Annotated in this window: 25 protein-coding genes and 1 other RNA gene; 16 read left to right on the forward strand and 10 right to left on the reverse strand. The window is 63.0% G+C overall.

What is annotated here, in order from left to right:
* The first annotated feature begins 111 nt into the window (after positions 1-111).
* Both ACQ5BM_RS16880 and ACQ5BM_RS16885 read left to right on the forward strand, forming a co-directional pair.
* Complete coding sequence (locus ACQ5BM_RS16880) at positions 112-267, forward strand: hypothetical protein (RefSeq protein ID WP_173520420.1); 156 nt, start codon at positions 112-114, stop codon at positions 265-267.
* A gap of 111 nt (positions 268-378) precedes the next feature.
* Positions 379-2,316 (forward strand): TPR end-of-group domain-containing protein, encoded by a 1,938-nt coding sequence (locus tag ACQ5BM_RS16885; protein WP_429813359.1) that lies wholly within the window; start codon positions 379-381, stop codon positions 2,314-2,316.
* Positions 2,317-2,347: 31 nt separating this feature from the next.
* On the opposite strand, the gene ACQ5BM_RS16890 is transcribed toward ACQ5BM_RS16885, so the two are convergent.
* A complete protein-coding gene (locus ACQ5BM_RS16890; RefSeq protein WP_429813361.1) occupies positions 2,348-3,862 on the reverse strand; it encodes an MFS transporter in 1,515 nt (504 codons plus the stop codon).
* 104 nt (positions 3,863-3,966) lie between these two features.
* Between ACQ5BM_RS16890 and ACQ5BM_RS16895 the strand changes: the two genes are divergently transcribed.
* A complete protein-coding gene (locus tag ACQ5BM_RS16895; protein ID WP_429813363.1) occupies positions 3,967-4,521 on the forward strand; it encodes a TetR/AcrR family transcriptional regulator in 555 nt (184 codons plus the stop codon).
* A 6-nt stretch (positions 4,522-4,527) separates the two neighbouring features.
* Here the strand turns inward: ACQ5BM_RS16895 and ACQ5BM_RS16900 are convergent, their stop codons facing one another.
* The 6 genes from ACQ5BM_RS16900 to tkt form a co-directional block, all read right to left on the reverse strand.
* Positions 4,528-5,463, reverse strand: a complete 936-nt coding sequence (locus ACQ5BM_RS16900) for a PhzF family phenazine biosynthesis protein (RefSeq protein WP_429813365.1) — start codon at positions 5,461-5,463, stop codon at positions 4,528-4,530.
* A gap of 683 nt (positions 5,464-6,146) precedes the next feature.
* Positions 6,147-7,172, reverse strand: a complete 1,026-nt coding sequence (locus ACQ5BM_RS16905; protein WP_429813368.1) for a class I fructose-bisphosphate aldolase — start codon at positions 7,170-7,172, stop codon at positions 6,147-6,149.
* Between the two features lie 244 nt (positions 7,173-7,416).
* Positions 7,417-8,613, reverse strand: a complete 1,197-nt coding sequence (locus ACQ5BM_RS16910; protein ID WP_429813371.1) for a phosphoglycerate kinase — start codon at positions 8,611-8,613, stop codon at positions 7,417-7,419.
* Entirely contained in the window at positions 8,613-9,203 is a 591-nt protein-coding gene (locus ACQ5BM_RS16915) for a putative glycolipid-binding domain-containing protein (protein ID WP_429813373.1), read from the reverse strand. The genes ACQ5BM_RS16910 and ACQ5BM_RS16915 overlap by 1 nt, the downstream gene beginning before the upstream one ends.
* Positions 9,204-9,208: 5 nt before the next feature.
* Positions 9,209-10,219, reverse strand: a complete 1,011-nt coding sequence (gap, locus tag ACQ5BM_RS16920; protein ID WP_173520428.1) for a type I glyceraldehyde-3-phosphate dehydrogenase — start codon at positions 10,217-10,219, stop codon at positions 9,209-9,211.
* A 75-nt stretch (positions 10,220-10,294) separates the two neighbouring features.
* Positions 10,295-12,277 (reverse strand): transketolase, encoded by a 1,983-nt coding sequence (gene tkt / locus ACQ5BM_RS16925; RefSeq protein WP_429813376.1) that lies wholly within the window; start codon positions 12,275-12,277, stop codon positions 10,295-10,297.
* Between the two features lie 338 nt (positions 12,278-12,615).
* On the opposite strand from tkt, the gene ACQ5BM_RS16930 reads away from it, so the two are divergent.
* From ACQ5BM_RS16930 to ssrS, 3 genes are all read left to right on the forward strand, one after another.
* A complete protein-coding gene (locus ACQ5BM_RS16930) occupies positions 12,616-12,885 on the forward strand; it encodes a DUF4164 domain-containing protein (RefSeq protein ID WP_065375262.1) in 270 nt (89 codons plus the stop codon).
* An 11-nt stretch (positions 12,886-12,896) separates the two neighbouring features.
* Positions 12,897-13,274 (forward strand): cell division protein ZapA, encoded by a 378-nt coding sequence (locus ACQ5BM_RS16935; RefSeq protein ID WP_429813378.1) that lies wholly within the window; start codon positions 12,897-12,899, stop codon positions 13,272-13,274.
* 55 nt (positions 13,275-13,329) lie between these two features.
* Positions 13,330-13,487: non-coding RNA, 6S RNA (gene ssrS / locus ACQ5BM_RS16940), on the forward strand.
* Between the two features lie 22 nt (positions 13,488-13,509).
* Here ssrS and ACQ5BM_RS16945 read toward each other — a convergent pair.
* The gene (locus ACQ5BM_RS16945; RefSeq protein WP_429813381.1) at positions 13,510-14,391 is read right to left on the reverse strand and encodes a LysR family transcriptional regulator; all 882 of its coding nucleotides are present in this window, start codon (positions 14,389-14,391) and stop codon (positions 13,510-13,512) included.
* Between the two features lie 98 nt (positions 14,392-14,489).
* On the opposite strand from ACQ5BM_RS16945, the gene ACQ5BM_RS16950 reads away from it, so the two are divergent.
* Entirely contained in the window at positions 14,490-14,714 is a 225-nt protein-coding gene (locus ACQ5BM_RS16950) for a hypothetical protein (RefSeq protein ID WP_429813384.1), read from the forward strand.
* Between the two features lie 24 nt (positions 14,715-14,738).
* Here the strand turns inward: ACQ5BM_RS16950 and ACQ5BM_RS16955 are convergent, their stop codons facing one another.
* On the reverse strand, positions 14,739-14,948 hold the full coding sequence (locus ACQ5BM_RS16955; protein ID WP_173520432.1) for a transcriptional regulator: 210 nt from the start codon (positions 14,946-14,948) through the stop codon (positions 14,739-14,741).
* 360 nt (positions 14,949-15,308) lie between these two features.
* Here ACQ5BM_RS16955 and ACQ5BM_RS16960 point away from each other — a divergent pair, with 360 nt between their 5' ends.
* From ACQ5BM_RS16960 to ACQ5BM_RS16995, 8 genes are all read left to right on the forward strand, one after another.
* Positions 15,309-15,881 (forward strand): 5-formyltetrahydrofolate cyclo-ligase, encoded by a 573-nt coding sequence (locus ACQ5BM_RS16960; RefSeq protein ID WP_429813386.1) that lies wholly within the window; start codon positions 15,309-15,311, stop codon positions 15,879-15,881.
* A gap of 214 nt (positions 15,882-16,095) precedes the next feature.
* Complete coding sequence (locus ACQ5BM_RS16965) at positions 16,096-16,920, forward strand: TIGR00282 family metallophosphoesterase (protein ID WP_429813389.1); 825 nt, start codon at positions 16,096-16,098, stop codon at positions 16,918-16,920.
* A gap of 478 nt (positions 16,921-17,398) precedes the next feature.
* Positions 17,399-18,553, forward strand: coding sequence for an efflux RND transporter periplasmic adaptor subunit (locus tag ACQ5BM_RS16970; protein WP_429813392.1), 1,155 nt, complete (start codon positions 17,399-17,401; stop codon positions 18,551-18,553).
* The gene (locus ACQ5BM_RS16975) at positions 18,550-21,729 is read left to right on the forward strand and encodes an efflux RND transporter permease subunit (protein WP_429813395.1); all 3,180 of its coding nucleotides are present in this window, start codon (positions 18,550-18,552) and stop codon (positions 21,727-21,729) included. Before ACQ5BM_RS16970 ends, ACQ5BM_RS16975 begins: the two co-directional genes overlap by 4 nt.
* Before the next feature lie 268 nt (positions 21,730-21,997).
* Positions 21,998-22,834 carry an MBL fold metallo-hydrolase gene (locus tag ACQ5BM_RS16980; protein WP_429813679.1) on the forward strand — a complete coding sequence of 279 codons (837 nt, stop codon included), beginning with the start codon at positions 21,998-22,000 and terminating at the stop codon, positions 22,832-22,834.
* A gap of 17 nt (positions 22,835-22,851) precedes the next feature.
* Positions 22,852-23,334 (forward strand): hypothetical protein, encoded by a 483-nt coding sequence (locus ACQ5BM_RS16985; protein ID WP_429813397.1) that lies wholly within the window; start codon positions 22,852-22,854, stop codon positions 23,332-23,334.
* A gap of 84 nt (positions 23,335-23,418) precedes the next feature.
* On the forward strand, positions 23,419-24,165 hold the full coding sequence (locus ACQ5BM_RS16990) for a YebC/PmpR family DNA-binding transcriptional regulator (RefSeq protein ID WP_429813400.1): 747 nt from the start codon (positions 23,419-23,421) through the stop codon (positions 24,163-24,165).
* A gap of 72 nt (positions 24,166-24,237) precedes the next feature.
* Complete coding sequence (locus ACQ5BM_RS16995; RefSeq protein ID WP_429813404.1) at positions 24,238-24,867, forward strand: HAD hydrolase-like protein; 630 nt, start codon at positions 24,238-24,240, stop codon at positions 24,865-24,867.
* A 10-nt stretch (positions 24,868-24,877) separates the two neighbouring features.
* Here the strand turns inward: ACQ5BM_RS16995 and ACQ5BM_RS17000 are convergent, their stop codons facing one another.
* Positions 24,878-25,879 (reverse strand): LLM class flavin-dependent oxidoreductase, encoded by a 1,002-nt coding sequence (locus ACQ5BM_RS17000; protein WP_429813407.1) that lies wholly within the window; start codon positions 25,877-25,879, stop codon positions 24,878-24,880.
* Between the two features lie 170 nt (positions 25,880-26,049).
* Between ACQ5BM_RS17000 and ruvC the strand changes: the two genes are divergently transcribed.
* Complete coding sequence (gene ruvC / locus ACQ5BM_RS17005; RefSeq protein ID WP_065778622.1) at positions 26,050-26,562, forward strand: crossover junction endodeoxyribonuclease RuvC; 513 nt, start codon at positions 26,050-26,052, stop codon at positions 26,560-26,562.
* Positions 26,563-26,598: the final 36 nt, after the last annotated feature.

Below are 26,598 nucleotides of genomic sequence, written 5' to 3' on the forward strand. Positions count from 1 at the left end.
TGCACAACGTATCGCTAGTCCTTGGGGGAAGGCGCTGCTCCGTGCGACGAATGGTGCCGGCGTTGCGAAACCTTCGCCGGTTGAGGCAGCCTCCCGGAACAAGAGGGCAACATGCAGAAGGCGCTCGCCCTTATCCTGCTGCTGGCAATGGCCATCCAGCTTCTGTGGCCGCTCGGCATCCCGGGTTTGCGCCGCCGCCGGGACTTCTGGAAGATTGCCGTCTTCGCCATCGTCATGATGATGGTGACCGTCTTGATCCGGCCGTAGCCGGCCCATTTCGCCCCTAAGGACCCGTTTCCTTGGAAACTCCGGGGCCGCTCGCCCGATGCTATTGGGTTGTACGTATATTCGTTACAACTACAAAAGGGCGCAGGACAGATGGGGAATAACGCGCTAGATTACCTCTTTCATTCGGGAAGTGAATTTGAGGGTTTCTTGGAACGCCGTCTCGCTGCCATTCTCGCTGCCGATGTCGTGGGCTACAGCCGCCTGATCGGGGCTGACGAGACCGGCACGCTGGCCGCGATGAAACGGCACAAGAACGAACTCGTCGATCCCAAGATCAACCGCCACAAGGGGCGCATCGTCAAGCTGACCGGCGACGGCATTCTCGTCGAGTTCGCGAGCGTGGTGAATGCGGTTGCCTGTGCCGTCGATATTCAGCGCGGCATGCTCATCCGCAATGAAAGCGTTCCGCCGCTGAAACGCATCGAGCTGCGTATCGGCGTGCATCTCGGTGATATCATCGTCGAGGACGGCGATATTTTCGGCGACGGCGTCAATGTCGCCGCCCGGCTCGAAGGCCTGGCGGAACCATCCGGCATCGCTGTCTCCGCATCCGTGCGCGATCACGTCGGTTCACGCCTGGACGTCGGCTTCATCGACAAGGGCGAACACGCACTGAAGAACATTGCCGCCGGTGTGCATGTCTATTCGGTGGCGCTCGGTGCGCCGACGAAGGTTGCGGCGGCACCAAGTGAGGTCGGCCCTATCGTGCTCGATGACGGCTACGGGCTCTCGGTCGGTGTGCTTCCCTTCACCAATATGAGCCATGACCCGGAGCAGGAATATTTCTCCGACGGTATCACCGAGGACATCATCACGGATCTTTCGAAGATTTCGAAACTGCATGTCGTCGCCCGCAACACGGTATTCACCTACAAGGGGCGGTCGGTGAAGGTGAAGCAGGTCGCGCAGGAGCTCGGCGTCCGCTACATCCTCGAAGGCAGCGTGCGTAAGGCCGGCTCGCGGGTTCGGATCACCGGCCAGCTCATCGACGCCTTGACCGGCACGCATCTGTGGGCCGACCGCTACGACCGGGACCTGACCGACATCTTCGCCATCCAGGACGAGATCACCCATTCCATCGTCGACCAGCTCAGGATCAAGCTGTTGCCGGCGGAACGGCGTGCGATCGAAAGCGACCCGACCACGAGCGTGGAGGCCTATACCTACTATCTGCGCGGCCGGCAGTTCTCGCATGCCTGGACCCGGTCCTATCTGCTGCTCGCCCGGCGCATGTTCCTGAAGGCGGTGGAGCTCGATCCCGAATTTGCGCGCGCCTATGCCGGTATTGCCGATTGCGAGTCGGCGCTGCGCGACTGGCATGAGGACGAGTTCCCTCTGGACAGCATTCTTTCCACCACCGCGAGAGCCCTGGAACTCGATCCGAACCTGGCGGAGGCGCATGCCTCCCGCGGCCTGGTCCTGCATCAGGATGGCCAGGATGACGAGGCGGTCGCCGAGTTCGAACGGGCGCTGACCTTGGACCCCAGCCTGTACGAGGCGAACTTCCATTATGCCCGTTTCCTGTTCATGCAGGGTGCCTTCGAAACGGCGATCCAGTTCTTCAAGCGTGCAGCGGACATCAGGCCGGACGACTATCTGTCGCCGATCCACCTGATGAGCGCCTACCGCTCGCTCGGCCGGGACGCCGAACGCACGCAGTGGGCGAAGATCGGCATTTCGCGAGCGGAGCGGGCGCTGGAACTCAACCCGGAAAACTCCGGCCCGGCTCATCGCGGCGCACTGGCACTTGCCCATATGGGCGAGGCGGATCGGGCGCGGGAATGGGCGGCACGCGCCCTGGCGATCGACCCCGACGACGTGGTCGCGCGGTACAATACCGCCTGCGTCTACTCCATTCTCGGCGACATCGATGTGGCGCTCGATCTTCTCGAAACCCTGCTGCCGCAGAGCTCGTGTTACCAGCTGCTTTGGTTCAAGCAGGATTCCGATCTGGACGCGGTACGGCACCACGTGCGCTTCCAGGCGATGCTCGAGGCGATCGCGAAATGTGAGGCACGGTTACGCTGACCGCCGGAGGGGACCGGCGATCGCTTTCAGTTCAGTGGTGGCTTGTCTGGCGGGAACCCGTCGGGGCGCTGCTGCGGCCCCCCGTCAGCCACCAGATGGCCGAGCCGGTGACAAACATCATGGCTGTCGCAACGATCACCACCACGGTGAATGCCTGTTCGAAGGCAAGCTGGGCGCGCGTCACCAGTTCGCCCGCCAGATCCGGCGGCAGCTTTTCGGCGAGGATCAAGGCTTCGTCGAGGCTATCGCGCGCCATCGGCGAGATTGCGGCACCTTCCGGCAGCACGAGGAAGGCGGTGTAGACGATCGACATGACGGTGCCGAGAACGGCAATCCCGATCGCGCCGCCGAGTTCGAAGGAGACCTCCTCGATCGATGCCGCCATGCCCGCCCGCTCGGGCGGGGCGTTGAACATGATGGCGCTGGAGGCGGCCGTCATCGAGGCGCCGATCCCGAGGCCGAGAACGACGAGGCTGGCGATCTGGGCAAGCGTGCCGATGTCGTGAAGCAGCAAGTAAGCGGTGAGACCGGCGGCCGCGAGGAGCAGGCCGGAGCGCAGTACCACTTCCGGTCCAAGACGCGGAAGCAGCATGCCGGTCAGGGGGCCGGCAACGAAGGCGGCGAGCGGGATCGGCAAAATGAAGAAGCCGGCTTCAAGCGGCGAAAAGCCGTCAACAAGCTGCAACTGCTGGCTCAAGACGAGCTCGATGCCGACGATGGAGGCCGACGCCACCAGTGCCGCCGCCACGCCGGAGGAAAACGCGCCGTTGCGGAACAGGCTGAAATCGATCAGCGGACGCGCGCTACGGCGTTGCCGGCGGACAAACAGGACGAGTGCGATAGCACCGATCACGGCCGCAGCGAGGCCCGCTTCCAGCGACGGTTCGCGCTTGCTCGTTTCCTTGACGGCATAGGCAAGACCAACGAGGCCCACCATGATCTGAAACGAACCGAGCGCATCCCACGGATGCCTGGGATTGCCGGGGCTGTTCGGCAGCACGACGATGCCGAGCGTGAGGGCAATGGCGACGACCGGCACGTTGATCAGGAAGACCGAACCCCACCAGAAATATTCGAGCAGGAAACCGCCGAGAACCGGGCCGATCGCAGCCCCTCCGGAGGCGATCGCGGCCCAGACGCCGATTGCCAACGCCCGTTCGCGTTCGTCAGTGAAGGTGAGGCGGATGATCGACAGCGTTGCCGGCATCATCAGCGCGGCGCCGACCGCAAGCAGAACGCGGGCGCCGATCAGGATCATGGGCGTGGGCGCATAGGCGGCGACCAGCGAAGCGACGCCGAAGACGGCCAGGCCGACGATGAACGGCTTCTTGTGACCGAGCCGGTCGCCGAGCGTGCCGAGACCGGGCAGAAGGCCGGCAACGACGAGGGCATAGGCGTTGACGATCCAGAGCTTCTCGGATGCACTCGCGCCGAGGTCATGGGTCAGACGGGGAAGGGCAGTGTAGAGCACCGTCATGTCGACGACGATCAAAAGGAGTGCGCTCGATACGATGGCCAGAATGAGCCAGCGATTTTGCGGAAGCATGGTACACCTCGGGTGGCCGCCCACAGGGAATTGGCGACCAGATCTTGTTAATGTCAGGGTCAATATTTAAATACGTACGTATGGATTTGAAATAGGAAGTCAAGATGGGGCGACGTCGAACAATCGATCGTGACAAGGTTCTGGATGCGGCGGAGGCGATCGTGAACGCCGTCGGCGCCGCCGGCCTGACGATCGATGCGGTCGCCAAGGCGGCCGGTATCACCAAGGGCGGCGTGCAATATTGCTTCGGCAACAAGGACGGTCTGATCGACGCGATGATGGAGCGTTGGTTCAACGAGTTCGATACCGCGGTTGCGGCGGAGGGCGGCGAGGACCCCGACCCAGTGAAGGCAATGCGCGCCCATGCGTTGGTGACTGCCCGGATGAACACGGCCGACAGAGCCCGGACATCGGGCATGATGGCGGCGCTTCTGCAGCGGGAAGAGCATATGGCCAAGAACCGCGCCTGGTACCGCGCCCGTCTCGATGGCATCGACCTCACGACGGAGGAGGGGCGCCGGGCACGCCTCGCCTTCCTCGCCACCGAAGGCGTCTTCCTGCTGCGCGGTTTCGGCTTTGTCGAGATGGACGACGCCGAATGGCAGGATATGTTCGCCGATATTCTGACGCTTTTGCCCGACCCCGGCGACACCGCCTAAAGGCTGTTACAGGTCGATCAGCCCGCGCATGGCGCTGACGCAAGTGCCGGAAAGGCTGACCTGACGAACGACGCCGCCCTGCTTGCGGACGCTCGCCCCGATGAGGCTGCGCCGGCCCATCTCGACGCCCTGCTCTATGGTGATCTCGACATCGATATCCTGATCCGGCAGCAGCGATACGAGATGGGCAGAGAGCGCTGCGGAGGCGCTGCCGGTGGCGGGGTCTTCGTTGACATTGTCGAGTGGCGCGAACATGCGAGCCCGGATCTGCCACGGCGCCTCTGCCGAGCGAACGTAAAGGAACAGGCTGAAGCTGTCTTCTTCCGGCTTGTAGCGGGCATTGGCCGCCTGGAACGCCGTGACGTTCGGCCGCGCCGTCGAAAGTGTCGCGATATCAGTAACTTCCGCGACCGCGAAGGGCAGGCCGACGGAAAGGCGGATTGGCGTATGGGTGCTTGTGCCGATGGCTTCTGATGGGAGCGATGCGCAGGCAGCGATCGTTCCGACGTCGATTTCCGGGCCGGCCGTCAGGCTGCGCGGCACGACGATGCTGGCGCCAGTGACCTCGCCCCTCTCCCGCGACAGGGTTGCCTCGACAAGCCCCGCCTTTTCCTCGAAGCGCAGCATGCTACCAGGCACACGGCCGAAGATTTCCTTCTGTCGACCGAGCACGAACGCGGTTCCGACATTCGGGTGGCCGGCAAAGGGGATCTCCATCGTCGGCGTGAAGATCCGGACTTCGGCCGTATTGGCGGGGTCGCGCGGCGGCAACACGAAGGTGACTTCGGAATAGCCGAACTCGGTCGCGATCGCCTGCATCTGCCGGTCGCTCAGGCCCCGGGCATCGGGGATGACCGCGAGCTGGTTGCCCGCGAAGCGTTCGGCGGTAAAGACGTCGACCGTGATGTAAGCGATGGATTGCGGCGAAGCGGCGGAGGTCATGGCACCGGCTTTCTCTGGGGTTGGCTGCGAAGCCAAGACTTAAGCCAGCGTTCGCGCCGGTCAAAAGCGCCAAGTTGTTCCGGTGACAATATTCTTGGAGCTCGCAGAACGAAATAACCGTTTATATTCAAATTACTAAGCTCATTGGCCGCTTTTCGTCCAAGCCCCCAAGCGGCATAAGCCGACTGCTGTGCTATCCTTGCGCATAGGCTGGGCACACAGATGAATATCCGACGCGGCCTCTTTCGAGCGTGGCTGATTGCGTCTGCACTTTGGGTGCTGACGCTGGTCGTTTATGTGGATTTTGAAGGACGGCAGAGAGACGGGACAGATGGTGGCTCCGTCTTCGTCCGAGGCTGGGTCGTGATCACCGACGGCTGGAAGGCCGAGAGAGAGGCAGCCGCCATAAGGGAAAGGGCGGCCGCAGCCGGGGTCCCGAGCGTTGTCGTGCCCGACGAGATTGGGCGGCGACGTCGATCCGGCCGGGAGGTGCAAGAAGCGGCTTTGCTCTTCAGCGGAATGTTGCTGGGGCCGCCGCTTCTCCTGCTTGTGCTGGGCGCTTGGGTTATCCGTGGCTAGGGTTCGCATTGTACCGTCGGGAGACGGCCTGCGAGCCGCAGAAAGTCACAAAAAGAAAAGGGGCCGACTAGCGGCCCCTCGGTTTCTCATCTCTCGACCATGCCTTATGCGGCCTTCTCGAGATCCTTCTTCCAGGAGCCCTTGGCTGCGAGGCTGCACATCTCGGCGCGGTGCGAGAAGGCGCGCTGGCCGGCACCAATGTTGTCGGCCTTGCCGTGCCAGGCGTCGAGCGCCTCCTGCTGCAGCGCGCGGCCATAGGAGAAGGTGAGTTTCCACGGCAGGCCGCGGGTCGCGTTCATCGCCGAGAGATGGGCTGTTGCCTCTTCGGTCGATTGGCCGCCGGAGAGGAAGGCAATGCCCGGAACGGCCGAAGGCACGGTCCGCCGCAGCACCTTGATCGTGCGTTCGGCCACTTCGGCCACAGAAGCCTTGCGCGCCTTCTTGCCGTCGATCACCATGCTGGGCTTCAGGATCATGCCCTCGAGTTTGACGCGCATCGCGGCCAGTTCTTCGAAGGTGGTGCGCAGCGTCCACTCCGTCACATGCTCTGCGCGGTCGATCGAGTGATCGCCCGGCGCACCGTCCATCAGCACCTCCGGTTCTACGATCGGCACGATGCCTGCGTCCTGGCAAAGGGCGGCGTAGCGAGCGAGCGCATGGGCGTTGGCGCGAACGGCACCTGCGCTCGGCAATGTATCGGAGATGGAGATCACGCCGCGCCACTTGGCGAAGCGCGCACCCGCCTCGTAATACCTCGTCAGCCGTTGGGCGAGGCCGTCGAGACCCTCGGTGATCGTCTCGGCCGGGAAGTTGGTCATCGGCTTGGCGCCGGCATCGACCTTGATGCCGGGAATAGAACCGGCGGCGCGGATGATGTCGACGAGCGGCGTGCCGTCGACCGCATGCTGGAACAGGGTTTCCTCATAGAGGATGACGCCGGAAATGTACTTGCGCATCGCATCGCTGGCGCGCAGCAGCATCTCACGATAGTCCCGCCTGGAGGTCTCGGTGGATTCGAGACCGATCGTATCGAAGCGCTTCTTGATCGTTGCCGTGGATTCGTCGGCGGCGAGCAGCCCGCGGCCGTTGGCGACCATGGCGGCAGCGATGTCTTCCAGTCTTTCGCTCATGTTGTTCTCCCTGGACAGCGCCGATCACCAGGATCGGGGCGAGCACTGAAACAGTTTCGGACCGACGGTGCACGAGGGCAACCGCCACGCTCCAAACAAGGGCGCGAGTAACAGGTGAAAATTGTCCAGGAAAATGGCAAGAAAATCGACTAAAACGATTTAAAATTTTTTAATCGATTGAATAAATAAGGTTTTTTCTTCATTGCCGGCGCGTGAGAATGGCCCCACGCGCCGGTTGCATGGCTTACTTCTGCTTGAGGATGTCGACGCCCGGGAGCGGCTTGCCTTCCATCCATTCCAGGAATGCGCCGCCGGCGGTCGAGACATAGCTGAAATCATTGGCGACTTCGGCATGGTTCAGCGCCGCGACGGTGTCGCCGCCGCCGGCAACCGAGACCAGCGATCCCTGGCGGGTGCGGGCAGCCGCATGCTTGGCAACCGCAACCGTCGCCTTGTCGAACGGAGCGATTTCGAAGGCGCCGAGCGGGCCGTTCCAGACGAGCGTTTCGGCCTTGGAGATCCAGTCGTTGACGGCGGCGATCGACTTCGGACCGACGTCGAGAACCATGGCATCGGCGGGGATCGCATTGATGTCGACCACTTCGTTGTCGGCGCCCGCCTTGAACTCGCGGGCGACGACGCCGTCTTCCGGCAGCACGATGGCGCAGCCGGCCTTGTCGGCGGCGGCAATGATCGCCCTGGCGGTGTCGGCGAGGTCATGCTCGCACAGCGACTTGCCGACATTGACGCCCTTGGCGGCAACGAAGGTGTTGGCCATGCCGCCGCCGATGACGAGGGCGTCGACCTTGGTCACGAGGTTCTGCAGGAGGTCGATCTTGGTCGAGACCTTGGCGCCGCCGACGATCGCGACGACCGGCCGCTTCGGCTGGCCGAGGCCCTTTTCGAGCGCTTCGAGTTCGGCCTGCATGGTGCGGCCGGCATAGCCCGGCAGGTGATGGGCGAGGCCCTCCGTCGAGGCATGGGCGCGGTGCGCGGCGGAGAAGGCGTCGTTGACGTAGATGTCGCCGTTGGCGGCAAGCGCCTCGACGAAGGCCGGCTCGTTCTTTTCCTCGCCCTTGTGGAAGCGGGTGTTTTCGAGCAGCAGCACGTCGCCGTCGCTCATTTCGGCAATCGCGTTCTTCGCCTTGTCGCCGATGCAGTCGGCCGCGAAATGAACGCGTTGGTCGAGCACGTCTTCAACCGCCGGCGCGATCGTGTTCAGTGACATGTCGGCGACGGGTTCACCCTTCGGGCGGCCGAAGTGGGCGAGCAGGATGACCTTGGCGCCCTTCTCGGACAGTTCGCGGATGGTCGGCGCCACGCGTTCGATGCGGGTCGCGTCCGTTACCACGCCGTCCTTGACCGGCACGTTGAGATCGACGCGCACCAGCACGCGCTTGCCGGCGATGTCGGTCAGATCGTCGAGGGTCTTGAAAGTCATCAGATAGTCTCCGGTGATAGTCTCTGGAAAAGGGTGGGATAGTCGATGACGAGGCCATCCTCGTCCACGGGCAGGTCCGCGGCAAAGCTGCGGTCCTCGGCCTCGTAGCGGTAGAGCCTGAAATCATCGAGGCAGGTGTAGTGCTGGCCGTCGACGACGGGCTCGAACGTGTCGAACGGCACGTAGAGCATCTTCAGCCTGGCGGTACCGGAACGGCGGTCGAGCCCAAGGCGTCGGATCGGAAGCGTGTTGGTGAAGGGTGTTCCGGCGAGGTCGATATCGATGCAGCCGTCGAACTCGCGCAGGGCTGCGCCTCGCGCGGTCATCCATTGGCCCGGAACGTCCGAGCGCAGATGCAGGCTACGGCCATCGGTCGTGTCGACCATGAATTTCCGAACCAGCCATGTCTCGTCGCAATCGATCCGGTAGCGCACGCCGTAGGGCATGCCGCCGCGGTTGCCGATGAGAACGCCAACGGCGCGGATGACCGCGCCGTCAGCAGTATCGGTTGATGTCAGCGTCAGGTGTTCGAGCCCTTCCCCTTCAAGCGGACGCCAGCGGACCGTCTTTGAAGAAAGGGCGCGAAACATCTGCGTTAGATGAGCTTGGCGAAGGCGACGGCCGTGTCGGCCATGCGGTTCGAGAAGCCCCACTCGTTGTCGTACCAGGTGAGGATACGCACGAAGTTGCCTTCGATCACCTTGGTCTGGTCGATCGCGAAGATCGAGGAGTGGCTGTCGTGGTTGAAGTCGCGCGAAACGAGCGGCTCTTCCGTGTAGCCGAGGACACCCTTCAGCGCGCCGTTCGCGGCAGCCTTGATGGCATTGGTGATTTCCTCGACCGAGGTGTTGCGCTTGGCGACGAACTTGAAGTCGACGACCGAGACGTTCGGGGTCGGGACGCGGATCGACGTGCCGTCGAGCTTGCCCTTCAGTTCCGGCAGAACCAGGCCGACGGCCTTGGCGGCGCCAGTCGAGGTCGGGATCATCGACAGAGCCGCAGCACGGGCGCGGTAGAGATCCTTGTGCATCTGGTCGAGCGACGGCTGGTCGTTGGTGTAGGAGTGGATCGTGGTCATGAAGCCGTGGTCAATGCCGACGGCGTCGTTCAGAACCTTGACGACCGGAACCAGGCAGTTCGTCGTGCACGAAGCGTTGGAGATGACCAGGTGATCCTTGGTCAACTGGTCGTGGTTGACGCCGTAGACGACCGTCAGGTCAGCGCCGTCGGCCGGAGCCGAAACGATGACGCGCTTGGCGCCGGCGGTAAGATGTGCTGCAGCCTTGTCGCGCGCGGTGAAGATGCCGGTGCACTCCATCGCGATGTCGACGCCGAGTTCCTTGTGCGGAAGCGTTGCCGGATCCTTGATCGCCGTGACCTTGATCGGCTTGCCGCCGCCGACGGTGATCGTGTCGCCCTCGACCTTGACCTCGGCCGGGAAGCGGCCGTGGATCGAGTCATAGCGCAGCAGGTGAGCGTTGGTTTCAACGGGGCCGAGATCGTTGATCGCAACGACTTCGATGTCGGTGCGGCCGGATTCGACGATCGCGCGGAGCACGTTGCGACCGATGCGGCCAAAACCGTTGATGGCGACTTTTACTGTCATGTCGGGTCTCTCCCTGTCTGGATGACGTGGTACGAAAAAAGCGGGGCGCGCCCTTGAGCGCGCCCCGCAACTTGATCAGGCGAGTTTCGCTTCCGCAGCGGCGACCACCGCCTCGGGCGTGATGCCGAAGTGCTTGTAAAGGTCCTTGTAGGGACCGGAGGCGCCGAAGGACGACATGCCGATGAAGGCGCCGTCGCTGCCGATGAAGTGATCCCAACCCTGGCGGATGCCCGCCTCGACGGCGATCTTGACCGGCGAGTTGCCGATGATCGCCTGCTGGTAGTCTTCGCTCTGCTCGGCGAAGAGCTCGAAGCAGGGAACGGAGACGACGCGGGTGGAAATGCCCTTGGCGGTCAGCGCCTGGCAGGCCTTGACGGCGATCTCGACTTCCGAGCCGGTGGCGAAGATCGTGACCTTGGCGTCGGCGGCCGAGATCAGGTCGTAGGCGCCGCGGGCGCAAAGGTTTTCTTCTTCATATTCGGTGCGCACAGCCATCAGGTTCTGGCGGGTGAGCGCAATGCCGGACGGACGGTTGTGGCTTTCGAGCGCGAGCTGCCAGCATTCCGCCGTTTCCGTGGCGTCGGCCGGGCGGAACATCAGGAGGTTCGGGATGGCGCGAAGTGCTGCCATATGCTCGACGGGCTGGTGGGTCGGGCCATCTTCGCCAAGGCCGATCGAGTCATGTGTCAGCACGTGGATGACGCGGATGCCCATCAGCGCGGCGAGGCGGATCGACGGACGGCAATAGTCCGAGAAGATCAGGAAGCCGCCGGAATAGGGAATGACGCCGCCGTGCAGCGCCATGCCGTTCATGGCAGCGGCCATGCCGTGCTCGCGCACGCCGTAATGGATGTAGCGGCCGGAGAAATCATCAGGCGTGATCGACTTGGTCTGGCTCGTCTTGGTGTTGTTCGAGCCGGTCAGGTCGGCCGAGCCGCCGATGGTTTCGGCGAGAACGCCGTTGATGACTTCGAGCGCGTCTTCGGAAGCCTTGCGGGTTGCCGGCGACGGCTTGGTTTCCGCGAGCTTCTTCTTGTAGTCGTCGATGGCGGAGGCGAGACGGCCTTCGAGCTCGCCGGAGAAGCGGCGAATGAACTGGGCCTTCTTCTCGGCCTCGCTCCTTTCGAGGCGCTCTTCCCATTCCTTGCGCGCCTTGGTCGAACGCAGGCCGGCCAGGCGCCAGGCGTCGAGCACGTCGGAGGGAACGACGAAGGCTTCGGCTTCCCAGCCGAGCGCCTTGCGGGTGGCGGCGATTTCCTCGGCGCCGAGCGGCGAGCCGTGGACCTTGTGGGTGCCGGCCTTGTTCGGTGCGCCAAAGCCGATCGTCGTCTTAGCCGCGATCATCGTCGGCTTTTCCGACTTCTGGGCCTGCTCGATCGCAGCGGCGATCGCATCCGGGTCATGGCCGTCGACGGAGATGGTGTTCCAGTTGCAGGCGCGGAAGCGGGCGTGCTGGTCGGTCGAGTCGGCGATCGAGATCGGACCGTCGATCGAGATGTTGTTGTCATCCCAGAAGACGATCAGCTTGTTGAGCTTCAGGTGGCCGGCGAGCGAAATCGCTTCCTGGCTGATGCCTTCCATGAGGCAGCCGTCACCGGCGAGCACATAGGTATAGTGCTCCATCAGGTCGGAGCCGAATTCGTCGCGCAGCTTGCGCTCGGCGATCGCCATGCCGACGGCATTGGCAATGCCCTGGCCGAGCGGACCGGTGGTCGTCTCGATGCCGGCGGCGTGGCCATATTCCGGGTGGCCCGCGGTGCGGGCCCCGAGTTGGCGGAAATTCTTGATCTCGTCGATGGTGATGTCTTCGTAGCCCGTCAAATAGAGCAGCGAATAGAGCAGCATCGAGCCATGGCCGGCCGACAGCACGAAGCGGTCGCGGTTCGGCCAGGAGGGGTTCTTGGGGTCAAAGCTCAGATAGCGCGTAAAGAGGACTGTCGCTATGTCGGCTGCGCCCATGGGCAGACCGGGGTGGCCGGAATTTGCCTTCTCGACGGCATCCATGGAAAGGAAACGGATCGCATTTGCCATCCGGTCGTGTTTTTCGCGAGAGATCATGACTGTTCCGTTTGCGTTCGGTGGTCAGGGAACGGTCTCTATCCTCCAAAGACCGCGCAAGAAGCGGCTGACACATAGCAGGTGCGCCGTGCGAGTCAATAAATACGGGCCTTCCGCGGCCATTTGAAGACAGGTCGTTCGGCTCCTTGTCTCGCAATGCAACAGAGGTTTCGCACTGCCGTTGAAGAAAGCCGGCTACGTAATCCATCCACAGCTTCCGTGGTTGTTTGCGGAGCTTGGCATTGTTGAGACTTACGTAATAGGTTTAAAAAAGATCGAGCCGAAGCGGCGGACGGGATTCGGGCGATTCGGCCTCACGGGCGAGGTATTCGGAACACATGCCGGCAAAGACTGTCAAAGCGGCGATCGATGAACTGCGGAACGCAGTGCAATCCCTGGAGAATGCGATCGACGGTCGGTTTGACAGGGAACGGGATTTCGGCGAGTTCGAGAGCGAGGTGCGGCGCGTCAACACCGACCGCTCGCGGCTTGCACAGGAGCTCGATCAGTCGCAGTTCCGGGCAAATCGGCTCGAGGAGGTCAACCGCGAGGTTTCCCGTCGCCTCGTGACGGCGATGGAAACCATTCGGGCGGTGCTCGACCGCTAGGAATAAGCGACATGGCGCAGGTGACAGTATCGATCGACGGCAAGGCCTACAGGATGGCCTGCGAGGAAGGGCAGGAAGATCATCTGATCGAGCTTGCCACCAGCTTCGATCAGTATGTCGGGCACCTCAAGAGCCAGTTCGGCGAGATCGGCGATCTGCGCCTCACCGTCATGGCGGGCATCATGGTCATGGACGAACTCAGCGAGGTCAATCGCCGGCTGAAGAGTCTCGAGGCCGAGGTCGGCAATCTGACGCATGGTCGCGATGCCGCACTTTCCGACCAGATGAAGAGCGAGGAGGCGCTGGCCTCGGCGCTCAGCGAAGTCACCGCTCAGATTCACAGCATTGCCGCCAAGCTGAACGGCCGCGCCACGACACCGGCAAGCTAAAGGTTTTCGGTGGCAAGCCTCTGGCGCGAAGCCGCGAGACACTTTATATATCGACCGCGGTCTGCGCTTCCCGACAGGAACCACAATCCCCGGGGCCATACTCGATCTCAAGGGAGCTGTCCCTGTCCGGGCTCGTGGGCCTGGACACATGGCGCCCACCTACTTTGTAGGCACCCGGGATCGTAAACTATCCATCGGTTGTGTGGATCGCACTTTCTCCCCTTTGGGCGACCTTTCAATCTCCGGCAAAGGCCCGGCGAATGGCGTCGGCCATGGCCTCGACGATGCGGTCCTTGCCGTTTCCCGCTTTCGATATCCGCAATACGACGTTCGAGTGGTCGATCACCTCATAGCCGTCATCGGCCGTCAGTTCGCGGCACCCGGCCGGAATGCTGCTGCGGGCGAGCGGCGCAATGGCAAGCCCCGACACCACCGCTGCCATCATGCCGCCGCTCGTGCGGCTGACATAGGCCACGCGGCTTTCCAGGCGGCATTTCCTGAGATTGCGCTGCGCGAGGTCGTCGCACCAACCGCCTTCCAGATAGGTATAGGTGGCGATCGGCAGCGGTCGCCGCTCGTCGGTGCGGTGCTGCTCGGAGGTTACCCAGACGGTCGGGTCCATCATCAGGACTTCGTTCTTCGTGCGCCCGCCGGGCTCGAAGACGACAGCGAGATCGAGCTCGCCGGCTTCCAGTGCTGCGATGTTGGTCATCGAAGCGCCTTGCTGAACGGTCACCTCGACGCCGGGATGGATGGCGGCGAAGGTTCCGAGCGCTTTCGGCAGGGTGGAATTGATGTATTCCTCGGGTATGCCGATCCGGACCGCGCCGTCGAGAGCGGGCTGGCGCATGGCAGCGGCAGTGTCGTCGAGCAGCGTGACGATGCGTCTCGCATTGTCGAGCAATCGCATTCCCTGCGGCGTCAGCACGACGCCACGCGAATGGCGCTCGAACAGCGCGTCGCCGAGCATGTCCTCGAGCTTCTTGATCTGCATGCTGACGGCGGACTGCGTGCGCCCGACGATATTGGCGGCGCGTGTGACATTGCCGGCGTCGACGACCGCAAGAAAGGTCCGGAGCAAATCGCTGTCGAGCGCAAGGGACATAACTGTATCCATCAGAAGTTCTGATGGTAGCCATGCTTGCAATTCGTTTGTCAGATGTCAATGCGAGGGCGAAGATCGCTGATCCGATCACCTTGCGCAGGGTCTTCCCGATGAGCGTGCTTGCCGTCTTTGCCTTTTCCGAAACCTCCATCGCATTCCGCCGCCGAGCGGTGCAATGGTCTTGTGAACTTCTGTTTCCCGCGGCGTCGGTGGCCGTTCCGTCGGGTAGGCCGGCGCTGCTGCGCGATGCGGGGATTTGTCAGGAGGCGGCCCACATGGCGCATATGCAACCGCTGGCGAGGGATGTCGTCTACCGGTCGCACTGGCTGCTCTGAGCGATTTTGCGCGCCGCTCGGGGATTACGAGATGAGATCGAGCCTGGCGGCGCGAAACACCGCTTCGGCGAGATTGCTCGCCTGCAACTTGCGCATGGCATCGGTTAGTGCCCGGTCGATCCGATCGAGCGGAATGTCGGTCTCGCGCATCATGTCCTGGCGCGTGCGGCCGCGTGCGGCCAGCGTCAGGCAACGCAATTCCAACGGGTCGAGTTCGCTCATCTGGTCCTTCATGGACGTCGGCTTTTCCACTGCTGCCTGCAGGAGCGCGTCCATACATCGAACACGGGCATTAGATCCTGCTAATTATTTGAAATCGTGACCTTATTTGCACGCGCGCCATGTTTCGTGAAAGCGGAACCCTTGCCCATGATGAATGGAAAGCTAATGCTGTGCCGAACCGGGAAAGGGGTGACATGATTGTCGCAAACTGCTGCAAATGCGGCGATGCCGGTGGGTGAGCGACAGGCGCGATCGCGTAAACAGGCTGGTAGCCGGCCCGGGAATCGGCGACAGATGATGGACTTGTGCCATTTCGGCAGGTGATTTTCTCCGGCGACGATGGCGGGCGGAAAGTTTGCAGGCGAGGATTTGATGTCACCGAGGGATTTGAAGGCAGCACTGCGCAAGGAGAAGCTGGCATTGCGCGATGCAATGTCGCCGGAGATGCGGATCGAAGCGAGCCTGACCATGGCCGATCACGCCGGCGACGTCATCGCGATCGATCCCGGCCACATCGTCGCCGGCTTCTGGCCGATCCGCTCCGAGGTCGACATCCGGCCGCTGATGGCGCGGCTGAAACAACGCGGCGCCCGGCTCTGTCTGCCCGCGATCGTGGACAAGCAGACGATCATTTTCCGCGAATTGCTCGACGGTGCCGATGTCATCGCCACGGGCTTCGGTACCACGGGGCCCGGTCCGGAGGCACCGGAAGTCGATCCGGATATCATGCTCGTACCACTTTCCGCGTTCGATACGACCGGCCATCGTATCGGCTATGGCGCCGGCTATTACGACCGCGCCATCGACCGGTTGCGCAACAAGGGTCACCTGCCGAAGCTGATCGGCATCGCCTTCGACTGCCAGGAAGTGGCATCCATTCCGGCCGAACCGCACGATGTCGCGTTGGACGCCGTGCTCACCGAGAGTGGATTTCGGCATTTTTGAGTTCATTTCGCCGAGATCGTGAGATGACCTAACGCGTTGAAATCACAAAGGCCGGAGCGATAGGCCGCTTCCCGGTTTTCCCGCATTTCATCTAAGGCGTTTCCTGTGCGGTCGGGATCGTGTAGACGCTCTATTTCTTTGTTTTACGCAGTTCCGGACGCCACAATCGCTGAAGCGCTTGCCCCGGGGCTGCCCTGGTGGGATTTGAGCGAGCATGAGGCTTCTGTTTCTGGGAGATATGGTGGGCAAGACGGGCCGCACGGCGGTCTGGGAGCGGCTTCCGGGACTGATCGGTGACCTCAAGCTCGATTTCGTCATCGTCAACGGCGAGAACGCCGCCGGCGGTTTCGGCATCACCGAAGACATTTTTCTCGAGACGATCAATGCCGGCGCCGATGTGGTGACGACGGGCAATCACGTCTGGGACCAGAAGGAAGCGGTCGTCTTCTGCGAGCGGCACGACCAGTTCCTGCGCCCGGCCAACTATCCGGCCGGCACGCCGGGTCGTGGCTCCAACCTGTTCTTCGCCCGCAACGGTGCCCGCGTGCTGGTGGCCAATATCATGGGCCGCGTCTTCATGCATCCGGAGCTCGATGATCCCTTCAAGTCGGCCGAGGCCATCCTCGATGCCTGCCCGCTCGGCGAGCAGGCGGATGCGATCGTCTTCGACTTCCATGCGGAGGCGACCAGCGAGAAGCAATGTTTCGGCCACTTCGTCGATGGCCGCGCCAGTCTCGTGGTCGGCACGCATACGCACGTGCCGACCGCAGATCACCAGATCCTGAATGGCGGTACGGCCTATATGAGCGATGCCGGCATGTGCGGCGACTACGATTCGTCGCTCGGTATGGACAAGGAAGAGCCGCTCAACCGCTTCATCTCGAAAATGCCGAAGGGGCGCTTTGAGGCCGCTTCCGGCCCCGCGACCATCTGCGGCCTCGGCGTCGAGATCTCCGACCGCACCGGGCTTGCCGAAAAGATCGCGCCGCTGCGCCTCGGCCCGCGGCTGGCCGAGACGATCCCGGATTTCTGGTCCTAGGTCGAAGCCGGCAGCAATTCCGGCTTGTCGAACGCGCTTCTGGTTGAGGCGCGCTCTGCCACTTATCGCCTTCCGGGAATTGATTTTTTTCAAGGTGACAACCCCATCAAATGATGGCAGGTTATCGCGAAATCACGCCGGGCCGGGGCGTGATGTATTCGAGTGTTTTCCAGTAACGAATACCGTCCGCAGTCCTGGATTGCGGACCTGTGCTGCCGTCACCGGACAATCGGGAGCAGGCGCTCTCTGCCCGGCGACCTCGATCCAACAGCGTTCGCCGGCCGAGAGCGGAGACCGCTGTATCATTTAATTGCTTGTGTGATTTTGCCTCTTGGATCGCTGCCGATCCGAGGATTTGTGCGGAGCGGGAGAGTAATGCGGCGATTTTCGGCCCATGTCCCGCTCTGAAGTATTCAAAGCGATCGCGGTGGTCGGTCGGGCTGCTCGTCGTGATCCAAAGTGCCTTCGGAGGGCATGCATGTTGTCTCAGTGGCATTTGCCGATGATCGTCGGCGCTTCTCTTTCCCTTCTTTCCGCTGTTGGTGCCCATGCGCAGGACGCGCAATTGCCCGTCGTGACCGTCGCCAAGCCGGTCGTGCGCGACGTGATCGACAGCGACGAATTCATCGGCCGGTTCGAGCCGGTCGACGAGGTGCAGGTTCGCGCCCGCATCGGCGGCTATCTCGATGAGGTCAACTTCACCGATGGCGCCCTGGTGAAGAAGGGTGACAAGCTCTTCGTCATCGACCAGCGCCCCTATCGCACGGCCCTCTCCCAGGCCGAGTCGACGCTCGAATCGGCACGCTCGACGCTGGAATTCGCCGAGGCGCAATTCAAGCGGACACAGTCGCTGACGGGCACGGGCACGCTGTCGATCTCGACGCTCGACGATCACCGTCGGGAACTACTTTCGGCGCAGGCGCTGGTACGCGGCTCGGAAGCGGCGGTCGAGCGTGCCAAGCTCGATCTCGACTACACCACGATCACCGCACCGCTCAGCGGTCGCGTCGATCGGCGTCTGCTGTCGCCGGGTAATCTTGTCCAGGCCGACCAGACCGTGTTGACGACGATCGTCTCGCTCGATCCGATCGACTTCTATTTCGATGTCGACGAGCGGCGACTGCTCTCCTACGCGCGGGTCGCACGCGAACGCGGCAGCGCGCTGCAGGAAGGGGGCGGTGCGCTCGAGGTGCTGGTCACCATTGCCGACTCCAATGAGGCGCCGTTCAAAGGCAAGCTCGACTTTGCCGAAAACCGTGTCGACCCGCAGAGTGGTACGATGCGCGTGCGCGCCCGTCTTGAAAACCCGAAGCTGGTGCTGCAGCCCGGTCTCTTCGGCCGCGTGCAGATCGAAGGCTCGAACAGCTACAAGGCCGTGCTCATTCCGGATGAGGCGATCGGCGCCGACCAGAACGAGCGGATCGTCTACGAGGTGACGGCAGACGGATCGGTGGTGACCAAGCCCGTGCGGCTCGGGCCGAAGCTGCACGGCTATCGCGTCATCCGCAGCGGCATGACCGGTGAGGAGACCATCGTCGTCAACGGCCTGATGCGGGCGCGCCCCGGTACCAAGGTGAAGCCGGAAATGGTTCAGCTTCCCTCTGAGGCGCAAGCGACGGGGACGGAGCAATGAGGTTCGCTCACTTCTTCGTCGACCGACCGATCTTCGCATCGGTGCTGTCGATCGTTCTCCTGATCGTCGGCAGCATCGCCTATTTCCAGCTTCCGGTGGCGCAGTATCCGGAGATCGCCCCGCCGACCATCGTCGTTCGGGCCGCCTATCCCGGCGCGGACGCGGACACGGTCGCCAATACCGTGGCGACGCCGCTCGAGCAGGAGATCAACGGCGTCGAGAACATGCTCTACATGTCCTCCTATTCGACCGCCGACGGCTCGATGGCGCTGACGATCACCTTCAAGCTCGGCACCGACCTGGACCAGGCGCAGGTGCTGGTGCAGAACCGCGTGTCCATCGCCGAACCGCGCCTGCCGGAAGAGGTCCGGCGCATCGGCATCACGACGGCGAAGAGCTCGCCCGACCTGATGATGGTCGTGCACCTGCTCTCGCCGACCGAACGTTATGACCAGCTCTACGTCTCGAACTATGCGCGCACGCGCATCCGCGACCTGCTTGTCCGGCTCGACGGCGTCGGCGACGTCATTCTCTTCGGCGAGCGCGAATATGCGCTGCGCGTCTGGCTCGACCCGGAAAAGCTCTCCGCCTATGGCATGACCGCGGGTGACGTCGTACAGGCGCTGCGCGAACAGAACGTGCAGGTCTCCGGCGGCTCGATCGGCGGTCCGCCGGCGCCGGGCGACAGCGCGTTCCAATACACCGTCACCACAGACGGCCGCTTCAGCGATGCGCGGCAGTTCCGCTATGTCATCGTCAAGGCGACGGAAACCGGCCGTCTCGTGCAATTGCAGGACGTTGCCCGCATCGAGCTCGGCGCACGCGAATATGTCAACAACAGCTATCTGGACGGCAGCCCGGCGGTGGCGCTCGGCATCTTCTCGCGGCCAGGCACCAATGCGCTCGATGCCGCCGAGCAGATCCAGAAGGTGATGACCGACGTCTCGCGGGATTTTCCAGAGGGGCTCGAGTACCGGATCGTCTACAACCCCACCGAGTTCATCTCGGAATCGATCAACGAGGTCTACAAGACGATCGGCGAGGCGGCCTTGCTCGTCGCCATCGTGGTTCTCGTTTTCCTGCAGTCCTGGCGCACGGCGATCATCCCGATCGTTGCGATCCCCGTATCGCTGGTCGGCACCTTCGCGTTCCTCTTCGCCTTCGGCTTCTCGCTGAACATGCTGACGCTGTTCGGCCTGGTGCTGGCGATCGGTATCGTCGTCGACGATGCGATCGTCGTGGTCGAGAACGTCGAGCGAAATCTCGCGCGCGGCATGACCCCGCGCGAGGCGTCGCACGTGACCATGGACGAGGTGGGTGCAGCGGTCATCGCGATCTCGCTGGTTTTGACCGCCGTCTTCGTTCCGACGGCCTTCATCCCGGGCATCGCTGGCCAGTTCTATCTGCAGTTCGCCGTGACGATCTCGGTGGCGACGGTAATCTCTGCCTTCAATTCGCTGACGCTGTCGCCGGCGCTGGCGGCGATCCTGTTGAAGCCGCATGAGAACGGCCACCACGAGAGCGGCAACCCGCTGACGCGTTTCGGCCGATCGATGGCCAATGGCTTCAACAACGGCTTCGACCGCATGGCCGAGGGCTATGCCTGGATCGTGCGCAAGCTGGTGTCGACGAAGACGGCGGTAGCCGCGGCGCTCCTCGTCTTTGTGGGCCTGCTCGGGGCCACCTGGTACATGGCGCAGATCGTGCCGAGCGGCTTCGTGCCGACCATGGACCAGGGTTATGCGATCGTCGTCATTCAGCTCCCGGACGGGGCCTCGCTCGACCGCACCGACGCCGTGGTCAAGCGGGCGTCGAAGATCATTCAGGACGTTCCTGGGGTGAAGAGCGCCGTCGCCTTTGCCGGATTCAACGGTGCGACCTTCACCAACGCGTCCAACTCGGGCGTGGTCTTCGCCCCCTTCGAAAGTTTCGAAGAGCGGCTGAAGCACGGCCAGAGTGCCAACCAGATCATCGGCCAGCTCTATGGCAGCCTGCAGAGCATCCAGGAGGCCTTCATCATCGCCGTGCCACCGCCGTCGGTGCGTGGCATCGGCAATTCCGGCGGCTTCAAGATGCAGATCATGGACCGGCAGGGTTCGGACATGCGCCGGGCGCTGGGGCTCGCCTATCAGATGATGGGTGCCGCCAACCAGACGGAGGGGCTGACGGGCGTCTTCACCACCTTCTCGGCCTCGAGCCCGCAATACTTCCTGGCGATCGACCGCGACAAGGCGCGCACGCTCAACGTGCCGATCCCCAACATCTTCGAGGCGCTGTCGATCAACCTCGGCACCTCCTACGTCAACGACTTCAACGCCTTCGGCCGCGTCTACCAGGTGCGGGCGCAGGCCGATCAGCAGTACCGCGTCGAGCGTGACAATATCCTCGCGCTGAAGGTTCGCTCCGCGACCGGTGCGCTCGTGCCGATGGGTACGTTGGTCGAGATCCGCGATACCGCCGGTCCAACGCTGGTCCAGCGCTACAACATGTACGTATCGGTGCCGATCCAGGGCAATCCCGCGGTCGGCGTCTCGACGGGTACGGCCCTCGACAAGATGGAGGCGCTCGCCGCCCAGATCCTGCCGCAGGGCACGACCTTCGAGTGGACGGAACTCGCCTTCCAGGAGCGCCAGACCGGCAATACCGCGGTGTTCATCTTCGCGCTGTCGGTCGTCTTCGTGTTCCTGGCACTTTCGGCGCAATATGAAAGTTGGGTATTGCCGCTCGCGATCATCCTGATCGTGCCGCTCGGCGTGCTCGCGGCGCTGGTGGGCGTGTTCGTCCGCGGGCTCGACAACAATGTGCTGACCCAGATCGGGCTCATCGTGCTGATCGGCCTTGCGGCCAAGAACGCGATCCTGATCGTCGAGTTCGCGCGACAGGGCGAGGACGAGGGCAAGACACCGGTCCAGGCGGCGGTGGAGGCAAGCCAATTGCGTCTCCGACCGATCCTGATGACGGCCTTCGCCTTCATCCTCGGCGTGGTGCCGCTGATGATCGCCACCGGCCCCGGCGCGGAAATGCGCCAGTCGCTCGGTACCGCGGTGTTCTCGGGCATGCTCGGCGTGACCTTCCTCGGCCTGTTCCTGACACCGGTCTTCTACGTCGCGCTGCGGTCGTTCCGGCGGCGCAAACCGGCGGTGGTGACCGAACCGGCTCCCCACCCCGCCGAATAGAGGGTAGGATCTGTGATGCCCCGGCAGCGATGCCGGGGCCTTTGCCGTTGAGCGTCTAAAATCCTCGTTCTCTGTCGAGGGCGGTGACGTAAACGTGAGCAGGGCCCGCCGTTTGTAACTGGACGCGGCTAGGCCCTTGAACAATTCTCTCCCTGCCCGTGACGCCATCATCAGGCCGAGCGAAGGCAAAGGCATTCGCTGTTCAACGGCTGCAACTCCCACGCCCTTCAGGCCCGGGGTCAAGCAAGCAAAGTGAGAGAGGTGAAGGCTGATGCTCCGGTACCTTGTCTACACGTTCGCCGCCATATGGCTGATCCATGCATTCTGGCCGTCCGTCGCGCATGCGCAGCAACAGCCCCGACACGCCAGTCAGTGCCAGGCGATTGCCGAGGCCATACCTCAGGCGACCTTCGCCAGCTTCACGCCCGCGGCCACCGCCAAGGGACAGGCGACTGCCGGTGCGGTGACCATCACTTATCTCGGCCATTCCACCTTCCTGATCGAGACGCCCGGCGGCATCTCGATCGCCACCGACCACAATGGCCGGTTTGCGCCCCCGACGCCGCTGACGGTCGCGACGATGAACAAGGCACATTCGAGCCACTACACGCTGACACCCGACCCGGCGATCAGGACCGTGCTGCATGGCTGGGGCGATGACGGCGGACCCGCCCGGCACGACCTCGTGGTGGGCGACACCTATATCCGCAACGTCACGACCGACATCCGAGCAGTCGGCGGGGCAATGGAGCATGACGGTAATTCAATCTTCATTTTCGAGGTCGCGGATCTTTGCATCGGCCATCTCGGTCATCTTCATCACGAGCTTGACGACAGCCACTACCGCCAGATCGGCCGGCTCGATGTGCTCATGGTGCCGGTCGACGGCGGTCTGACCATGGGGGCCGAAAGCATGAGCCGTGTCGTCAATCGACTGCGGTCGTCTCTGATCCTGCCGATGCACCGTCGCGGCCCGCCCATCGACGCCTTCCTCGACATGTTCGGCGACGACTACGACAAGCGCTTCGCCGACAGTGCCAGCGTCAAAGTCTCATTGCGTTCCTTGCCAAGCAAACCGCTGATTTATATTCTCCAGGGCGTCTGAACGTTCAGGATCGCCCGATGAAGTTGCTTGTGGTTGGCGTATCGCTTTTCCTGTCACTGTCGACACTAGCCCAAGCGGGTGGCGCGCCGCCGCCACGCATGCCCTCTCCCGAAGGACAACAGCAGCAGAGCCAGCCGGAGCCGACCGTCGGGCCCGCGGGCGTGCAGGAGATATTCGTGATGCCGTCGGGCAATATCGGCTGCGTCTACACGCCGGCCGGCGGCACGCCCGTCTATCAGCCTGCCGACGGCGGCCCCGAGCTTGCCTGCGATATCGTCGCGCCGCGCTACGTTCGCGCCACACTCGGCCGCTCGGGTGCGGCCACACTCAATCACGCCGTCGGTGATCCGAGCTGCTGTTCGTCCGGCCCGGTGCTCGACTATGGGCAAAACTGGGCGCGCGGACCGTTCTCCTGCGCCTCCCAACGCACCGGCCTTTCCTGTCGTCGCGATGACGGACACAGCTTCCTCTTGAGCCGCGCGCAGGTATCGGCCGACTGAAAAGCCGCGCCCCGGCTGGACGGAAAGCGGCAATAAAACTATAAGGCGCCCCATTCCTACATTATCATGCATGCAGAGGGTGCCATGGCTGGCCATTCACAGTTCAAGAACATCATGCACCGCAAGGGCCGTCAGGATGCGGTGCGCTCGAAAATGTTTTCCAAGCTCGCGCGCGAAATCACGGTTGCCGCCAAGACCGGCATGCCGGACCCGGCGATGAATCCGCGCCTGCGCCTGGCGATCCAGAACGCCAAGGCACAGTCGATGCCGAAGGACAACATCGAACGGGCCATCAAGAAGGCTTCCGGCGGCGACGCGGAAAACTACGAAGAAGTCCGCTACGAGGGCTACGGCCCGGGCGGCGTTGCCGTCATCGTCGAGGCGTTGACCGATAACCGCAACCGTACCGCTTCCAGCGTGCGCTCGACCTTCACCAAGGCCGGCGGTGCGCTTGGCGAAACCGGATCGGTTTCCTTCTCCTTCGACCGCGTCGGCGAGATTACCTACAAGCTGTCTGCCGGTGACGCCGACAAGGTCATGGAAGCGGCGATCGAGGCGGGTGCCGACGACGTCACCACCGACGAGGACGGCCACACGATCATCTGCGGTTTCGAGGCGATCGGCGAAGTCTCCAAGGCGCTCGAAGACACGCTCGGCGAAGCCGAGACCGTCAAGGCGATCTGGAAGGCGCAGAACACCGTGCCGGTCGACGAAGAAAAGGCACAGTCGCTGATGAAGCTCATCGACACCCTCGAAGACGATGATGATGTCCAGAACGTCTATTCGAACTTCGAAGTGTCGGACGAGATCCTGGCGAAGCTGTCGGCCTGATTGGACGCTCGGCAGGTTCCGGATTGTCCACCCGTGTCCGAAGGGACACGGGTTTTTCATTGCATGGTGCCGATGACCTATGAATTTGCGATCTTCGATTTCGACGGCACGCTCGCCGACACCGCGGCGAGCTTCATGCTTGCCTGCAACAGTGCCGCACGGCGCTACGGCTTCCGCGAGCTTTCCGTCGAGGAGTTCCAGTCGCTGAGGACGATGGGCAATCGCGAGATCATCGCCCATCTCGGCGTGCCTTTGTGGAAGTTGCCGCGGATCGCCATGTTCATGCGCCGGGCCATGGCGGACGAGGCCGCATCGGTGCGGCTGTTTCCGGGCGTCGCCGAATTGCTCAGCCGGTTGAAGGCCGCCGGTATCGGCATTGCCATCGTCAGCTCGAATGCGGAAGACGGGATTCGCGCCGCGCTCGGAGAAGCGGCTGCGTCCGTGGACATCTTCGAGTGTGGTGCCGCTCTCTTCGGCAAGGACCAGCATTTCAAAAAGGCGGTCCGTTATTCCGGACTGGACGCGACCCGGTTCCTGGCGATCGGCGACGAAGCGCGCGACATCGAAGCGGCCCGCAAGGCGGGGATCGCTGCGGGGGCCGTGGCCTGGGGCTATGCCGATCCGGTCTTCCTGCAAAAGCTCGGACCGGATCGGTTTTTCACCCGGATGGAGGAGATCGCGCCGGCTTTCGGCGTAGTCTGATCGCGCCTTCTCACGCTGCTCTCGCGAGATCGCGCTGGGCGTCGGCGAAGAGGCGAAGCGAATGCAGGCGCGCCTCCATGTCGAAGATCGGCATGGAGATGATCAGTTCGTCAGCCTTCGTCTGGTCGAGGAAGGTTGCGATCTTCCGGCGGATCGTCTCCGGTCCGCCGACGACCGCATACATCATCGAATGGTCCACGAAGATCTTTTCGTCATAGCTCCAGAGCCCGTCCATCGATTGAACCGGCGGCGGGAACCGCCCGCGCGCATTGCGCCGTAGTGCCACGAAGGATTGCTGCATCGAGGTGAAGAGATAATTCGCCTCCTCGTCCGTATCGGCGGCGACACCCATGACACCGACCATGACATGCGGCCTGTCCAGCGTCGCGGATGGTGTGAAGCGTTCGCGATAGATCTCCAGCGCCGAGAGCAGCATGTCCGGCGCGAAATGCGAGGCGAAGGCGAAGGGAAGGCCGAGCATGCCGGCAAGGTGGGCGCTGAAATGGCTCGAGCCCAACAGCCAGATCGGCACGTTGGTGTCGGCGCCCGGAACGGCGATGATCTTCTGATCCTCGGCGACGGGGCCGAGCAGGGCCTGCAGTTCCACGACATCGTTCGGGAAACTGTTGCCGCTTGCCTCCATGTTGCGCCGAAGTGCCTGGGCCGTGCGCATGTCGGTCCCCGGCGCGCGGCCGAGGCCGAGGTCGATGCGGCCCGGATAGAGCGCGGCGAGCGTGCCGAACTGTTCGGCGATCACCAGCGGCGAATGGTTCGGCAGCATGATTCCGCCGGAACCGACGCGGATCGTCTTTGTGGCTGCGGCCACGTGCGAGATCACGATGGACGTCGCGGCGCTGGCGATGCCCTTCATGCCGTGATGTTCCGCCAGCCAGAAGCGTTTGTAGCCGGCTTCCTCGGCAGCCTGCGCCAGGCGACGGGAGTTTTCGAGCGATTGGGCGACGCTGCCGCCTTCGGTGATCGGGGAGAGATCGAGGACGGAGAAAGTCACCATGGCACGGGCCTTCGTTGAGAGAAATTGATGGAAGGCTATGTAAGCTCAAGTTTCCTCAATCCAAGGGCGATGGCGAAGAAATCCTGAAGCCTCTTCTCACCTGTGCGTATGTTTTTGTTTTGTTCACTTTTTGCTGGCAGCGTCCGGGCTGGAGTCATAGGGTGAATTTCATGCAGAATACGATTCGCATCATCGGCATCGATCCGGGCCTCCGCCGTACCGGCTGGGGGATCATCGAGACGCTCGGCAATTCGCTGCGTTTCGTTGCCTCCGGCACGGTTACCTCCGATGGCGAGATGGATCTCGCCTCACGGCTCTGCCAGTTGCACGACGGTCTTGCCGAAGTGGTGCACAGCTACCAGCCGCACGAGGCGGCGGTCGAGCAGACCTTCGTCAACAAGGATGCGACCGCAACGCTGAAGCTCGGCCAGGCGCGCGGCATTGCCATGCTGGTGCCGGCGCGCGCGGGTTTAAGGGTCGCCGAATATGCGCCGAACGCGGTCAAGAAAGCAGTGATCGGCGTCGGCCATGGCGAGAAGCAGCAGATCCATATGATGCTGAAGGTTCTAATGCCGAAGGTCGAGTTCAAGGGCAACGATGCGGCGGACGCATTAGCGATTGCCATCTGTCATGCCCATAACCGGCAATCGGTGACCAGCCGGCTCGCCGCATTGATGGCGTAGTTGCAGCAGATCTGAAGTGTTACAGCGACCTTAGCG

The sequence above is a fragment of the Ensifer sp. B1-9 genome, from assembly GCF_050474445.1.
GTDB lineage: Bacteria > Pseudomonadota > Alphaproteobacteria > Rhizobiales > Rhizobiaceae > Ensifer.